Source organism: Bacteroides sp. 41_26, assembly GCF_949740115.1.
Taxonomy (GTDB): Bacteria; Bacteroidota; Bacteroidia; order Bacteroidales; family Bacteroidaceae; genus Bacteroides; species Bacteroides nordii.
The window spans coordinates 90,535-106,941 of sequence record NZ_CATJGZ010000079.1; the positions used below are offsets into that span (position 1 = coordinate 90,535).

Sequence of the window (16,407 nt, forward strand, 5' to 3'; positions counted from 1 at the left end):
ATAGTGATTAGTGAGTAGTGATAAGTGATTAGTGCCGTGCGGGATGACAGCGCAGCCTACTAACCACTTATCACTACTCACCAATCGCTACTCACTTATCACTCATCACTACTCACTAATCACTACTTTCATGCTTCGATACTTATCTTTTATACTGTTAGCCTTTTTCGGTTTGTCGTCTGGTTGTGTTATGGCACAGGGGGCGGTGAAACGAATAGGCGACTTTATTGAATCAACTTCTTATAATGATCATAAGCGTGGGGCTGCCCGTAGCCTGCAGTATCGTCCCGAAGGGGACGATTTTGTTTGTGTGAACGGTAAGAATCGTTATACCCGCGCACTTTATGGTAGCTCTTCTGCTTTTCGCTTGGAAACAAGTGACCGTCCTGTGTTTGCTACCTATGATAAGCGAAATAGTAAAAACATCCGTTTCAGACTTTCTATACCTGCTGATTACTCGGTGATGCTGGATTCTGTGGCTTATTGTGAGGCACGTTACACTCCTGGACGCCGGACGTATCATCTTACAGACCCGAAGTGGGGGAAAGGAGAACTTCGCATTTCTGCACTGGCTCTGCCGGAGGCTGATGGAGCTATCTGGAAGATAGAACCTTCCGGGTTTTCTTCCGGTGCTGTGCTTACTGCCATTATTTCTGAGATAAAAGCACGGCGGTTGAACCGTAATGGGGACATGGGAGCCGATCCGGCGGATAGCTTTGAGGCACCTGCCGATCCTCAACAGATGCAATGTCATGATATCCGTTTGAAGAATGGTACGAGTTATTTATTATTTGAAGACTTTTCTCTGCAACTACTGGATAAGAAAGAGGGCCATCGCTTGTATGATGCCGCCGAACAGGCACGTGCTACACTGGCTTCCCGTATTCATGTGGAAACACCAGATGCCTATCTTAATACATTGGGAGGAGCGCTTGCCGTAGCTGCCGATGGTATCTGGGATGGTGAAGTATGGCTGCACGGTGCCGTGGGATGGCGTATGCCACTTAGTGGCTGGCGTGCTGCTTATACCGGAGACGTGCTTGGCTGGCATGATCGTGCCCGGACGCACTTCGATGCGTATGCTGCCAGTCAGGTAACTGAAGTCCCGAATACGATCCCTCATCCGGCTCAGGATTCTGTACTGAATCTGGCACGGTCTGAAAAGCGTTGGGGAACTCCTCAATATAGTAATGGATATATTTGTCGCAATCCCCGCAAGAACGATCAGATGCATCACTATGACATGAATCTTTGCTATATTGATGAACTCCTCTGGCACTTTAACTGGACAGGAGATGTTGCATACGCCCGCCAGATGTGGCCGGTACTTGTTCGTCATCTGGCGTGGGAAAAACTGAATTACGATCCCGATAATGACGGGCTTTATGATGCATATGCCTGTATTTGGGCCAGCGATGCGCTGTACTATAATAGTGGTGCTGTCACTCATTCATCAGCCTACAATTACAGGGCTAATAAACTGGCTGCCCTTATCGCAGAGAAGATAGGAGAGAATCCTGCACCTTACCGTGCCGAAGCAGAGAAAATACTGAAAGCCCTCAATGATCGCCTCTGGTTATCTGATAAAGGTCATTGGGCCGAATATCAGGATTTCATGGGACATCGCCGTTTGCATCAGTCTGCGGGGGTATGGACCATCTATCATGCACTCGACAGTGAGGTGGCAGATCCTTTTCAGGCTTACCAGGCGACACGTTATGTAGATACGGAAATCCCTCATATACCGGTTTGTGGCGAAGGATTGAACGACGAAGGGTATGCAACGGTTTCGACCACAAATTGGTTGCCTTATTCATGGAGCATTAACAATGTGGCTTTTGCTGAGGTAATGCATACTGCATTGGCTTATTTTCAGGCGGGCCGTGCCGAAGCGGGATATAAACTGATGAAGAGTTCCGTACTTGATGGTATGTATTTGGGAGATAGTCCCGGCAATTTCGGACAGATCAGCTTTTATGATGCTGCACGTGGAGAGTGTTACCGCGATTTCGGTGATCCGATTGGAGTTGCTTCCCGCTTGCTGATTCAAGGCTTGTTTGGCATCTTGCCTGATGCAATGAATGGGCGGATTTTGATCCGTCCCGGTTTTCCTATGGATTGGGAGAAGGCAGCTCTCTCTACTCCGGATATTGCTTACAGCTTCCGGCGTAAGGGGACGAAGGATATTTATAAGATTGAGCAACATTTTGCAACTCCGTTGGCGGTAACTTTACAGGTGAATGCCCCTTGGGAGAATATAGAATCCGTAAAGGTAAACGGACTATCTGTTAAATGGGAATTTATAGAAGCAGCTTCCGGACATCCGGTGATAGCTGTGACGACTCCTGCAACTGTTCGGAATGCAGTCATTGAGATTGTTTGGGGAGGAGATACCCTTTGTTCTATTTTCGAAGGTAGGTCAGAACTGCTTCCCGACCAGGACTTGGCTTTACCTGCTTTGAAAGGAGTTGTTTTTGATAAACTGTATGATCCGCAGGGAGTATTTACAACGTCTTCTATTGATAAGAGTGTATTGAAAGGAAAAGTATCTGGCCGGTCAGGACATCATACATTCTTTGTACATGTACAACAAGGGCAAATGCAATGGTGGCAACCTGTTGATGTGAATATAAAGCAAGAGGATGTATCGGTTGTACCTTCATTTACCCGGGTGAAGACTGGGGTTTGTGAACCGGTTAACATGGAGATGGTATTCAATGCATCGGTTACAGATATATATCGGAATGAATATCTTTCTCCGCGTTCTCCTTATACTACCTTACAGCTCCCCAAACAGGGGATAGGTGAGTGGTGCCACCCTACACTGACTGCTGATATTGATGACTCAGGTATGCGGGCGCAGGTTCGTGACGGATTGTTATCTACCAGTTTGGGGGTTCCTTTTCGTACTCCTGCCGAAGGAAAGAATATCGCTTTTACCTCTTTATGGGACAATTATCCTGATAGTCTGACTATACCGCTCACCGGAAAAGCATCCCATGCTTATCTGCTGTTGGCAGGAAGTACCAATCATATGCAGTGCCACATTGCCAATGGTGTTATTCGTGTACATTATGCAGATGGCACTTCAGAAGTGTTGGAGCTTATAAATCCGGACAACTGGTGTCCTATCGAACAGGACTTCTATGTAGACGGGATTGCTTTTTGTCTTCAAACGCCTCGTCCGTATCGTTTGCATTTCAAATCGGGACTGGTTAGTAATAATCTTGAAAAGGACTTGAATATTACAGGGGTTTACGGCCGGCCTATCGACGGAGGTGCCGGAGTACTACTTGATATGTTGCTCGATCCGCATAAAGAGTTAAAGAGCCTGACGCTGGAGACGTTGTCAAACGATGTTGTCATCGGAATAATGGGAATCACCTTACAAAAATAAAATGAAATTATGAACCGTATTGTATTAAATGAAACATCCTATTTCGGAGCCGGCTGCCGCAGTGTGATCGCTGTAGAGGCTGCCCGTCGTGGATTCAGAAAAGCTTTCTTTGTCACAGACAAAGATCTTATTAAATTTGGTGTGGCTGCTGAGGTTATCAAAGTGTTTGAAGCTAACAACATTCCTTATGAACTCTACAGTGACGTTAAAGCAAACCCGACTATTGCTAATGTGCAGAATGGTGTGAAGGCTTATAAAGCTTCCGGAGCCGACTTTATTGTAGCTCTGGGTGGTGGCTCTTCTATTGATACTGCTAAAGGTATTGGTATTGTGGTGAATAATCCGGAGTTTGCCGATGTAAAATCTCTGGAAGGTGTTGCCGACACAAAACACAAGGCTGTGCCTACCTTTGCATTGCCTACCACTGCCGGAACGGCTGCTGAGGTAACCATTAATTATGTGATTATCGATGAAGAAGCCAAAAAGAAGATGGTATGTGTTGATCCTAATGACATTCCCGCTGTTGCCATTGTTGACCCGGAATTGATGTACTCTATGCCGAAGGGGTTGACAGCTGCTACCGGAATGGATGCATTGACTCATGCTATTGAAAGTTATATTACTCCGGGGGCTTGGGCAATGAGTGATATGTTTGAGCTGAAAGCTATTGAAATGATTGCTCAGAATCTGAAAGCTGCCGTAGATAACGGAAAAGATACTGCCGCCCGTGAGGCTATGTCGCAGGCACAATATATTGCCGGTATGGGATTTTCTAATGTAGGTCTGGGCATTGTTCATTCTATGGCTCATCCGTTAGGTGCTTTTTATGACACTCCGCATGGTGTAGCCAACGCTTTGCTTTTACCTTATGTAATGGAATATAACGCAGAATCTCCGGCAGCATCAAAATATATCCGGATTGCAGAAGCGATGGGGGTAGATACGGAAGGTATGACCGAAGCGGAGGGCGTAAAAGCTGCTATTGAAGCTGTAAAAGCCCTTTCTCTTAGTATTAATATTCCTCAGAAATTGCATGAAATCAATGTGAAAGAAGAAGATATCCCGGCTTTAGCCGTAGCGGCTTTTAATGATGTATGTACGGGGGGGAATCCACGTCCTACTTCTGTAGAAGATATTGAAGCACTCTATCGCAAAGCATTTTAAAGTTGATTGTTAGTTTAGTACGGACATCCGGATATGCACATATGCATGTTCGGATGTTTTGTTTTGTGAAGCGAAGCTAACTGCTTTTGATAACCATCCCAATGTACTTCTGATAATTTTTCCTAAAAACAGATAAGCCACTCATAAAGAGTGGCTTATCTACTAATTAGTCGGAATGAGGCGACTCGAACGCCCGACCCCTACGTCCCGAACGTAGTGCGCTACCAACTGCGCTACATTCCGCTGCTTACTAAAAGTGGTGCCACCAGGAATCGAACCGGGGACACAAGGATTTTCAGTCCTTTGCTCTACCAACTGAGCTATGGCACCTTTCTTGTTTGCGGGTGCAAAGATAGGTATATTTTTTAATACTGCAATAACTTCAAGAAAAAAATGCAGGTTTTTTACATTTCTGACTATTTTGTTTTAGGGTACTGCAAATAAATATCCTGCAAAATAAAAAAGGATTGAGATATTTTATATTTTTACGCTCAAATAAGACAAGATTATAATAAACAGACATTGCAAACATAACATGCTAATACCTTATATTACTGCCGGATTTTTTTTAGTTTATGGTATCTTTATTACAGTCAAATATCAGCAAGGACAGAAAAAAGCCTGTCGGAGAGAGAGAGAAAACAGTAGAGAACGGCAGAAAGAAGATTTGATTTTCCGGAATGTGAACGCTTATCTTTTACTGATAGGTAAGGATTTTGTTGTACAGAAGACAAACTATTACTCGCTGAATGGTATCGAAGAAGATAAAAGTATAAAGCGGGTGGGAGATTTGCTTCACTGTAAGAATGCAGTAGAATCGGGGGAATGTGGTATCCATGCATGTTGTAAGGTTTGTGGAGTGCGGGTTGCTATTGGCAGAGCTTTTTATAAAAGGGAGAATTTTGATCGCTTTGAGGCATCTATGCAGATAGTGAGTCAGAATAATAAGCAGATTACTCCATGTGACGTACATGTATCAGGAAATTATTTGAATACAAATGATGAAGAACTGATGTTATTGACTGTTTATGATATCAGTGAACTCAGGAATACACAACGGTTGTTGCAGCTCGAACAGGAAAATTCGCGCTCATGTGATAAGTTAAAGAACGCATTTATTGCCAATATGAGCCATGAGATCCGTACGCCGATGAATGCTATTGTAGGCTTTTCCAGTTTACTGGCTACAGCATCAAGTGAGGAAGAAAAGAATATGTATACTGATATCATTAATCAGAATAGTGACCGTTTGTTGCAGTTGATTTCCGATATTCTTGATCTTTCGCAGATTGAAGCCGGGAGTTTTGATTTTCATTATTCGGAATTTAATGCTAATGATCTGTTAAGAGAATTATATGCTTTATTTAATATCCGGCTGGTAGAGAAGCCCGAAGTTATGTTGGTGTGTGAGGCTGATCTGGCAGAACTGACCATATATTCAGAGCGGCAGCGTATTATGCAGGTATTTATGAATCTGTTGACGAATGCAATGAAGTTTACCCAAAAGGGAGAGATTTGTTTTGGTTGTCGGGTGAGAGATGGAAAAGAACTGTATTGCTACGTACGGGATTCCGGAATTGGAATTTCTTCTGAAGAACAGAGTAAGATATTCAGCCGTTTTACCAAGCTGGATCGGGAGGTCCCGGGAACCGGATTGGGATTGACGCTTTCACAAACTGTAGTAGAGAAATTAGGTGGTAAAATAGGAGTCCGGTCACAGCAGGGTGAAGGATCTACTTTCTGGTTTGTTTTGCCATTGACTTCAGAATCTTGAATCTGATAACATTTGCTTCTTTTCCTACTTTCAGAGGATACAGGCACTAGGTAGGCTAAGTTCTTCGTATCGTATCCCGGTAACAGAAGACAGCTTTCCTGTTTATAGATAAATGAATGAGGGATATACCGGAAATAATTCCCGGTATATCCCTCATTCATTATACAAATATCCTTTTAAGTTTTAGGAGTACTTTCGTCATTTGCAGCAGTGCCGGAAGTCGGTGTTGCTGTACCGGATGCCGGAGCAGGTTTAGCTGTTGCGGTAGTTGCAGTGGCGGCGGTTGTTGTTGCCGTAGCTGTTGCTACTTCCGGTTTAGCCTGTTCTTCCCAGTGGAAAGGTTCGAAGCTGGTATTCGGGTCAACCCATGACGGTTTCTTTGAAGCGTAGATAATGAACGGAGCTATAACTACGACGATTGCACCTACAATAAGAACGGTGAACCATACGGTATTGCTACCTGTAGAAATCTGGCTGGGTGGGATAAAGCTCAATATAAATGCGAGCAATGAACCACAGAAACCGAGGCCACCCACAAACCACATCAGGCCATTTCCTTTTTTACCGATACGGAACGGACGGTTGGCTTTCTTCATATTGTAACGCAGATAGATAGCGCCAGAGAACATAAGCAGATACATGACCAGATAAAGTATAACTGTCAACTGAGACAGAATCTGATAGAAACTTTGTACAGAAGGCATAACAACGAAGAGAAGGCTCAGTACTGTAACAGCGATACCTTGTACGAACAGGATGTTTTTCTGTACACCCATCTTATTGGTTTTCTGGAAGAAAGGAGGCATATAGCCGGCCTTACCTACGGCAAAGATACCTTTTGACGGACCTGCAACCCAGGTCAGTACACCTGCAAGTACACCGAATGCCAATGCAATAGCGATGATCGGTGACAACCAGGAAGCATGGATATATCTGAAGTAATTATCGAAACCTACCAGTAAGCTTTGTGTCAGGCTGATATCTTTGGCCGGTATGATAACACCCAGTGCAAAAGTTCCTAACACGAAAATCAGTACTGTAATCAATGCACCGATAAATACGGCTTTCGGATAATTCTTAGAGGGGTTTTCTACATCTTTTACGTGGATACCGCCCATTTCCATACCGGCATAAAAGAGGAAGATACTTGCTGCGAGCACTACGTTATCAAATTTAGTAAAGTCGGGGAAGAAACTACTATGGAAATCGAGGTTGGATACTCCTCCGGTTGCCAGATAAACAATGCCCAGAATAATCAATAGGGCTGCCGGGATGATGGTTCCAACCATACCGCCGACTTTGGCAACTTTACCTACCCATCCCATACCTTTGAGGGAGATGAAGGTAGCAAGCCAGTAGATGATAAGCACAACGGCCAGTGTGTAGTATTTGTTGCTTGCCAGTGACATGTCGTGGGTATCGTTCATTCCGATGAAAGCGATGGAAACGGCACCGAATGTCAAAACGGTAGGATACCAGATTGTACTTTCAATCCATTGTACCCAAATGGCCAGGAAACCGAATTTTTTGCCGTAGGCCTCGCCTACCCAGCGGAATACACCACCTTGTTTATCCTGAAACATGGCAGCCAGTTCGGCTGCAACGAGTGAAGTCGGGATTAAAAAAACGATGGCTGCGAAAAGATAGTAAAAGGCCGAGCTCATACCATATACGGCCTCAGCAGGAAGTCCACGCAGGGAGACGACTGCCGTTACATTCATAATAGCCAGGGTGAATACCCCCAGTTTTGCTACTTGTTTAATATTTGCCATAAGTTAAGGTTTTATAAGTGAAAAATATTTTTAAGTCTGTTTTATAACAACATTCAGGGAGAGATGTTTTCGGAGGAGACTGTCAAACTTGGTTAATTAACATACACGGGCCAGTAAACAAAGCTTGTACTTGTGTTGTTTCCTATACTTGTATAATAAAGATGTATAATCACCTAAAAAAATAGCATTTATATGAAGACAGCACTTTCCGATTTTGCGTTGCGAAGAAGGGGAATATATGGCATTTTGCATGTCATTATACTATTATTATCTCTTTTTCTAGTCATCAGTATCTCTGTGGATACGTTCAAAGGTATCCCTTTTTATACCCAATCACTGTATATGAAGGTGCAGTTGTGGATATGTATCTTGTTTCTGTTCGATTTCATTCTCGAACTCTTTCTTGCCAAAGATAAATTGCGCTATTTTAGTACCCATTTCCTCTTCTTGCTGGTAGCTATTCCTTATCAGAATATTATAGCTTATATGGGGTGGACCTTCTCACCTGAAATTACTTATATGCTTCGTTTTATTCCTTTGGTACGTGGCGGATATGCAATGGCGATTGTTGTGGGATGGCTGACTTACAATAAAGCATCCAGCCTTTTTGTCTCCTATCTGACGATGTTGCTGGCTACGGTTTATTTTGCCAGCCTGGCTTTTTTTGTGATGGAGCATAAAGTAAACCCACTGGTAACGGGTTATGGTGATGCGCTCTGGTGGGCATTTATGGATGTAACTACAGTTGGGTCCAACATTATAGCGGTAACGGCTACCGGACGGGTACTCTCCGTATTACTGGCGGCATTGGGTATGATGATGTTTCCTATATTCACTGTATACGTCACAAGTCTCATCCAGAAAAAGAATAAGGAGAAAGAAGAGTATTATCAGCAGATGGAAGATAATGGAAAAGTAGTAACCGCACCACAATCCGTTGGATCTGATAATACAGCTGAATCTTGAAGATTATTTCCTTCAAAGAAAAGGGGCTACTACCTATACAGGCAGTAACCCCTACAAAAAAAGGACAGAACTTTTATTCAACTACAGTAACTTGCTCGCCGTTGAACACATTCAACCCCAGCTTATTCATTATATATTTGATAGCTAATTGTGCCTTTACGGAGTTGCCCGAACCATCAAGAGGAGGAGCAAATGCGGAAATACCCATTACGCCTGGGAATACACCCATGACGCCACCGCCTACACCGGTCTTTGCTGGAATACCGGAAGTATACATCCAGTCGCCCGTATGTTCGTAGAAACCTACGGAAGCAATCATAGAGGTAATTTTCGGAGCCAGACTGGCATCGAGTACTTGTTTTTTAGTCACAGGATTCACACCGCTGTTGGCCACCGTACCGGCAGCAACAGACAGCATTTCTGCTGTAACTCCCAGTGAACACTGGCGTGTATACAGGTCGAGTGACATTTCGGGATCATCATAGATGCGATTGTAATTCTTCAATAACCATGCAATAGAGCGGTTGTTGAAGTTCGTTGCAGATTCGGACTTGTATAACTCGTCAATTAATTGAGGAGCCGAACCACAAAGGTCTGTTATATTCTCCACAATTGCATTCCACTTCTGAGTAGCATCACCTACCGGTTGCACCATGGAGCAGGCGGAGATTGCTCCGGCGTTTACCAATGGAGTAGAAGGATGATCGTTTTCCAGAAGGATGGCGATGATAGAGTTGAATGGTAGTCCGGTTGCATCAGCACCAATCATGTCCAACACTTTCTGAGCTCCATATTGACGAAGAATCAGAATGGCAGTGTGAACTTTGGATACTGATTCGATACCGAAACGGTAATTGTAATCACCGACGGTAATCTTTTGGCCATTCAGCAGGCAGATGCTAATACCAAACAGGTTTTTGTCGATATTAGCCAGATAAGGTATATAATCGGCATTCTTCCCGTCTGTATTTCCTTTCACCTGTTCGTAGGCTTGCTGTACCACTTCTTTTATTTGGGATATAGAAATCTTATTCATAAAATAAAAAGCTTTATGATTTACGATTAGACAATTGAAGAATTTACGATTAGACGATTTGAATAATTTACGATTAGACAATTTACGATTTACAATTGAAATTACTCTCATTGTGATTTCCGGAGATTCTTCAATCGTACATTGTCAATCGTCTAATCGTCAATTATTACATCGTCTAATCGTAAATGTCTTTATTTACTTTGTGGTTTACCGGTATGGTTGAATACCTTTGTTGCTACGGGCAGGTTCTTGTCTTGAGCAATGCGGGTAGTAGTAGGATATTCCAGTTTCTCCAGTTCGGTAATTGCATTTTTGATATCGCCCAATAACATATCGGCCATGTCTCGGCTGAATCCCTGACGGACAACGATACGCATAACGACGTAATTCTCTAACTTAGTAGGCAATGTGTATGCCGGAACCATCCAGCCACTCTGAGCCAGCTTGTCCTGCAAATCATATAGTGTCCACTTAGCATCCTTTGCATATTCCGGTTTCATGTACCAGATAAACAGTGGGTTCACTACATCTTCTGAGTAGTTCACGAATGGCATCATCTTGGCTATTTCACTATGGAGGTATTTAGCAATGGTCAGTGAGTTGTATTGCACTTCTTTGTATCCCTGGAATCCCAGACGGATAAATTGATAGTACTGTCCTAAAATCTGAGCAGCAGGACGGGAGAAGTTCAAACCTACCTGTGTGATGTTTGCACCTAAGTAGTTTACACTGAAAGACATTTCTTCGGGGAGATATTCTTTGCCTTTCCAGCAAACCCAACCAAGACCCGGATAAACCAGACCGAATTTATGACCGGAAGTACTGATAGAAAGTACCCATTTCAAACGGAAGTCCCATTTTACTTCGGGATACAGGAATGGAAGGATAAAACCACCACTGGCGGCATCTACGTGGATAGGAATGTCATATCCGGTCTTGGCATTGTAAGCATCGAGTGCTTTGTCAAGAGCTTCTACGTCGTCATTCAGTCCTGTCCATGTAACGCCTTGGATAGGAACGATACAAATGGTGTTCTCGTCGCACATCTTCAGTGCTTCTTCCGGATCGAGGGTTGTTTTTTCCAGTGTCAAAGGTACTTCACGCATTTCAATCTGCCACAGTTGGGCGAATTTTTCCCATACTACCTGGAATCCGGTTGAGATAACGAAGTTTGGTTTGTCTACCGGTTTACCTTGTGCCTGACGTTTTTTGCGCCAACGCAACCATGCGGCAACACCACCAAGCATACAAGCTTCGGAAGAACCGATAGCTAACGCACCTGTTTTCCAGTCCTCTTTTTCAGGAGTATTCCACAAGTTGGCCATGATGTTGATACATTTTCCGTTCATGACAGCGATACGCGGATATTCTGTTTCATCAATATAGTTGATGTTGATTGCTTCGTTCATCAGCTTAGTGGCATACTCATCCATATAAGTGGTGACGAAAGTAGCCAGGTTCAACCGGGGTTGAGTCTGTGCAAATGTCTCATCTTTCACCATCTGATAGGCAATCTCAGGAGTTGTGGGGCCGTCGGGGATTTTCTCTACCGGAGAGGGTTGCAACATTCTGTTTGAACCAAATACATCTGTCTTGGCATCACCTTTTCTGAAATTTAAATCTTCCATTTTACGATTGTTTTTAGTTAGGTTTAGGCGATGGGGAGTTTCCCCGTCGAATTTTCCACAACAACAGTATGGGATTTTTAAAGTTTAGCCATTTTACATTATTTTGCGTTTATTGTGCTTCGTGCTTCCCGCACGGGGAGGTTTCGGCAGGCGGTGCTCTAACTGTATAAAGAATGAATAATGAGGTAAATTCACCACAGAGGACACTGAGAACACGGAGTTTTAAATCTCTGATGAAACACAGATTAACGCCAATTATCGCAGATTAAAATCCGGTTATTCTTTCTCTTATTTTTGTTTTCCTTTGTAGCAATCTGCGTTTCAAGGCTATCATCGCCTGGCGAACTTCCCCGTACGGGAAGCACTGAACTTTCTGGGGGGATGCGTTGTTGTTGTCAAATCTAAACCCCAAATATTAAAGAGAATATGAGAATACAAACAGGACGGGGCACCATTCCCCTTATCACCCTTATCGGCATTTGGTCTATATCTGCTCTGAATGCTCTACCTGGCTTGGCCGTTAGCCCTATCCTTGGAAAATTGTCTGTCATCTTTCCTCATTCCACGGAGCTTGATGTTCAGATGCTTTCATCTTTGCCTTCTCTGCTGATCATTCCTTTTATTATTCTGGCGGGAAAACTGACGGAGCGAGTTAATTTTATTCGTTTGCTGCAAGTGGGGCTTGCTATTTTTGCCCTGAGTGGTATTCTTTATCTGCTTGCCAGTGAAATGTGGCAACTTATTGCTATCAGTGCCATGCTTGGGGTAGGCTCGGGAATGATTATCCCCCTTAGCACGGGGCTTATTTCTAAATATTTCACAGGTCCTTATCGGGTGAAGCAGTTCGGATTTAGTTCTGCTATTACGAATTTTACGTTAGTGATAGCTACAGCTGTCACCGGTTATCTGGCAGAGGTGAACTGGCATTTGCCATTTGTGGTATACCTGCTCCCATTGGCTTCGTTGGTGCTGTCCGTTTATCTCAAGCGTAGTATGATTAGTGAGGAAGGGGCTGCTTCAATAACTAATACGGAAGAGAAGGAGGCCGATACGGCGGTTGATCCTGAAGTAGCAAAATATAAGCGGGGTATAAATGTGAAATATCTTTTGCAGGTGATGCTGTTCTATGGGCTTGCTACTTATCTGGCGCTTATTGTTACTTTTAATCTTCCTTTCCTGATGGAGGAATATCATTTTTCAAGTGGTAATTCCGGTATTATGATTTCGCTGTTCTTTCTGGCTATTATGGCTCCGGGTTTCTTTTTGAATCAGATAGTGGGACTTTTTCGTGAGAAGACGAAGTTTTACAGTTTATTGTGCATCGCCGTTGGATTGGCACTTATCTGGTTGTCGCCCAAAGAGTGGGTGATAGCTCCGGGATGTATTCTTGTAGGGTTAGGATATGGGGTGATACAACCTGTTATATATGATAAAACCACTCATACTGCTGTTCCGAAGAAAGCAACGCTGGCACTGGCTTTTGTGATGATGATGAATTATCTGGCAATTTTGCTTTGTCCGTTTATTATAGATTTCTTTCAGTCAACAGTATTCCATATTAAATCTCAGCAGTTTGCGTTTGTATTTAATCTTGTTATAACGATTGTAGCACTAATATGGGCCTATCGTAAGCGGAATACATTCCTGTTTGATGATGGTTTGAAATAGCTTAAAACCGTATGGTATTTTACCACAGAGTACACAGAGGACGCAGAGTTTTAAATCTTCATTGAAACGCAGGTGAACGCAGATTCTCGCAAAGGAAAATAACGATAAAATAAAGAACTACAGTTTTTTAATCTGCGTTCATCCGCGTCTCATCAGAGAAAATAATATCTCTGTGCCCTCTGTGTCCTCTGTGGTGAACTGATTCGTAACGAAGATTATGGGCATATCTTTTCGGTAGCGGAAGTACCCCTAAACGGCATCGACCCCTTTGCCCGGTGTTGTACTTTGTTTTTCTCAGAAAGGAGCGTTCCTTTTCCCGGTGCACAGTTTTGTTTTACATGTACATGTAAAGCTGCATGAGATGTACATGTCGTACTGTCCCACATGCACATGTCGTACTGCTTTACATGTACATCTAAAACAACGTTACATACCGAGGCTTCCTACGTTACTCTACGAGATATAGCTTTATCGATACCGGAGAAAGAGATAGATAGTAATGCCAGACAACATTTAGCGTAAAACGATATAATAACTAACATCGCTTGCCGAGCCTCCCCGTGCGGGAAGCACAAGCACCTAAAACAATAAGTATGAAGAATAAGAAACTGGAAGCCAATCTGTACATGGCTATATCAAAAGTATTCAGTGGGTTAAATATGAATGCCCTTAAATATCTACTTCCTTTGTGGATGAGTCCGCTTACCGGAGCTACGATCCGCTGTACCTTTGCTGCAGTCGCTTTCTGGATTATTGGCTGGTTTGCTCCACCCGAAGAAAAGACCTCCCGTAAGGATAAATGGTTATTATTCTTATTGGGAGCATTAGGGCTCTATGGCTTTATGTTTCTTTATCTGATTGGTCTTAGTAAAACGACTCCTGTGTCGAGTTCCATTTTCACGAGTCTTCAGCCTATCTGGGTATTTCTCATTATGATTTTCTTTTATCACGAGAAGGCAACCGGTTCGAAAATAGTGGGCATATCCATTGCTCTTGTCGGTGCATTGGTTTGTATCCTTACACAACGGAGTGATGATCTTGCTTCGGATGCTTTTGTCGGTAATATGTTGTGTCTGTTCAGTTCTGTGGTTTATGCCATTTATCTGGTGATGAGTAAGCGCATTCTTTCTGCTGTAGGTCCTATTACAATGTTGAAGTATACTTTTAGCGGTTCGGCAGTATCCGGTCTTATTGTATCAATGATTACAGGGTTCGATGCTCCTGTATTTTCGTTACCTTTCCATTGGTTACCGTTTGCCGTATTGATGTTTGTACTAATATTCCCTACCACAATCAGTTACATGCTGTTGCCTATCGGTTTGAAATATCTGAAAACAACGGTGGTTGCCATTTATGGTTATTTGATATTGATTGTGGCTACTATTGCTTCTTTGATTCTGGGACAAGATCGTTTTAGCTGGACTCAGACTTTTGCAATTCTCTTTATCTGTGTTGGAGTTTATCTGGTAGAGGTGGCTGAAAGTAAAGATAAAAGTACACCTATGGCTACGCCGGTAAATAAGTAGTAATAGAGTATATTCAGGATAGGCGTAACCTGCATGCAGTAGATATATAACCTGCACGCAGACTATGCCTTTATTGTATGGGATAATGTCTTTATTATATAGAGACATTGCCTCTGCCATGTAGAGGCAATGTTCTTGGATACTTGCTTTGAAACACTTATCGTTTCCAGCTTCCTTTTTTCAAATAATTCAAGGCCAATCCTAATAGTAATAGTACATACAATTGTTCCGCCGTCCAGTAGATCACTAATGGTAACTCACTGGAAGCTAATCCATACAGATATCCGAGATAAATGGTAATTGTTATCATTTGGAAAACAAAGGCTGTTTTTGTCTTTCCGGTTCCAATGATTGCATTGCAATATGTATAGGCTGGCGTGGCAAGAAAATAGGTAGATAACATCAGCAGGAATGGTGGGATGGCTGTTTCAACTACCTCTTTACTGTTTGTATAAATCCCTAAAATCTGATTGGACATCAGTATTGCTACGAGTATAAACGGAGTTCCTACCGCATAACTCAGCTTTACCGTTTTCCAGCATACCGGCATTACACTTTCCGTTTGTCCTGCTCCGATCAGATTGCTGACCAGTGAGATCCCGGTTGTGGCGAATGAGTTGACAATAACGAACAGGATTACTGAGACACTCCTTACTACATTTCCTGCTGCGAGTTGCCTTTCTCCTAAATGCTCGATGGCTATGAAAAACAGAAACCACGGAGCAATACAGAAGAATGACCGGATCATTGTCCAGCTTGAAATCTGAAACAACTGTCTGAGTAACGGGAAATTGAACGAACATCTCCAGCCATATTTCTTTTTATCTACCTTAAAGTGTGTATATGTCACCAGATAGATCAGTGCTACCGCTTCGGCTACCGATGAGGCTATAGCAGCTCCTGCTATTCCAAGACGCGGGAATCCACCTACGCCGAAGATGAGCAGATAGTTGAGCAGTGTATTCGTTGTCACTAACAGAATGGAGTTAACCGTCAACACTCTTGTTTTTGTAATCCCTACATAAAATGCCCTGTATGCCAGTATGGGAAATACGGATAAAAAACTATAATCCCGCCAACTTATGTATTGGATAACGGCCAGATAAATCTGGTCTGACGAAATCACTGTCCGTAGCAGTACCGGGGAAAAGAGTTTGGAGAATGTGAATGTCAGTATCGACAGTGTAATCAGAAAGAACATTCCTTGCCAGAATGTTTCCCCTGTTTTCTGGAGATTCCCTTCTCCGTTCCTTCGTGCAATCATCACTTGCAGTCCCAGGCTGAAGCCGAAGCCGAGCATATAGATTGCGATGTAATACATTCCTGCCAGTGCCGAGGCACCCAATTCGACTTCGCCCACATGCCCCAGGAAAATAGTGTCGGTAAGATTGATGAGTTGTTCCATCAGTAAGCTCATCATCACAGGAAAGTTGATGAGCCAAATTTGTTTATAAGTAAAATTCATGATTTAATTGC

At 43.1% G+C, this 16,407-nt stretch carries 10 protein-coding genes and 2 tRNA genes; 6 read left to right on the forward strand and 6 right to left on the reverse strand.

Annotation, left to right across the window (positions count from 1 at the left end):
• Positions 1 to 130: 130 nt before the first annotated feature.
• Positions 131 to 3,397, forward strand: coding sequence for a DUF4450 domain-containing protein (locus tag QX565_RS10705; RefSeq protein WP_502874521.1), 3,267 nt, complete (start codon positions 131 to 133; stop codon positions 3,395 to 3,397).
• A gap of 9 nt (positions 3,398 to 3,406) precedes the next feature.
• Positions 3,407 to 4,561, forward strand: coding sequence for a lactaldehyde reductase (fucO, locus tag QX565_RS10710; protein WP_279209421.1), 1,155 nt, complete (start codon positions 3,407 to 3,409; stop codon positions 4,559 to 4,561).
• Between the two features lie 170 nt (positions 4,562 to 4,731).
• On the opposite strand, the gene QX565_RS10715 is transcribed toward fucO, so the two are convergent.
• Together QX565_RS10715 and QX565_RS10720 are read right to left on the reverse strand one after the other, a co-directional pair.
• Positions 4,732 to 4,804, reverse strand: a tRNA-Pro gene (locus QX565_RS10715).
• A gap of 14 nt (positions 4,805 to 4,818) precedes the next feature.
• Positions 4,819 to 4,891, reverse strand: a tRNA-Phe gene (locus tag QX565_RS10720).
• 205 nt (positions 4,892 to 5,096) lie between these two features.
• On the opposite strand from QX565_RS10720, the gene QX565_RS10725 reads away from it, so the two are divergent.
• The gene (locus QX565_RS10725) at positions 5,097 to 6,335 is read left to right on the forward strand and encodes a sensor histidine kinase (protein ID WP_289292753.1); all 1,239 of its coding nucleotides are present in this window, start codon (positions 5,097 to 5,099) and stop codon (positions 6,333 to 6,335) included.
• Positions 6,336 to 6,511: 176 nt separating this feature from the next.
• Here QX565_RS10725 and gadC read toward each other — a convergent pair whose 3' ends face one another.
• Positions 6,512 to 8,107, reverse strand: a complete 1,596-nt coding sequence (gadC, locus tag QX565_RS10730; RefSeq protein WP_221650286.1) for a glutamine/gamma-aminobutyrate antiporter GadC — start codon at positions 8,105 to 8,107, stop codon at positions 6,512 to 6,514.
• 192 nt (positions 8,108 to 8,299) lie between these two features.
• Between gadC and QX565_RS10735 the strand changes: the two genes are divergently transcribed.
• Complete coding sequence (locus QX565_RS10735) at positions 8,300 to 9,073, forward strand: potassium channel family protein (RefSeq protein WP_221650287.1); 774 nt, start codon at positions 8,300 to 8,302, stop codon at positions 9,071 to 9,073.
• Positions 9,074 to 9,146: 73 nt separating this feature from the next.
• Here the strand turns inward: QX565_RS10735 and glsA are convergent, their stop codons facing one another.
• Positions 9,147 to 10,109 carry a glutaminase A gene (gene glsA, locus QX565_RS10740; RefSeq protein ID WP_221650288.1) on the reverse strand — a complete coding sequence of 321 codons (963 nt, stop codon included), beginning with the start codon at positions 10,107 to 10,109 and terminating at the stop codon, positions 9,147 to 9,149.
• A 191-nt stretch (positions 10,110 to 10,300) separates the two neighbouring features.
• Positions 10,301 to 11,737, reverse strand: a complete 1,437-nt coding sequence (gene gad, locus QX565_RS10745; protein ID WP_221650289.1) for a glutamate decarboxylase — start codon at positions 11,735 to 11,737, stop codon at positions 10,301 to 10,303.
• A 426-nt stretch (positions 11,738 to 12,163) separates the two neighbouring features.
• Between gad and QX565_RS10750 the strand changes: the two genes are divergently transcribed.
• Positions 12,164 to 13,405 (forward strand): MFS transporter, encoded by a 1,242-nt coding sequence (locus QX565_RS10750; protein WP_289292754.1) that lies wholly within the window; start codon positions 12,164 to 12,166, stop codon positions 13,403 to 13,405.
• Positions 13,406 to 13,998: 593 nt separating this feature from the next.
• On the forward strand, positions 13,999 to 14,931 hold the full coding sequence (locus QX565_RS10755; protein WP_221650291.1) for a DMT family transporter: 933 nt from the start codon (positions 13,999 to 14,001) through the stop codon (positions 14,929 to 14,931).
• Between the two features lie 157 nt (positions 14,932 to 15,088).
• Here the strand turns inward: QX565_RS10755 and QX565_RS10760 are convergent, their stop codons facing one another.
• A complete protein-coding gene (locus QX565_RS10760) occupies positions 15,089 to 16,396 on the reverse strand; it encodes an MATE family efflux transporter (RefSeq protein ID WP_289292755.1) in 1,308 nt (435 codons plus the stop codon).
• Positions 16,397 to 16,407 lie beyond the last annotated feature (11 nt).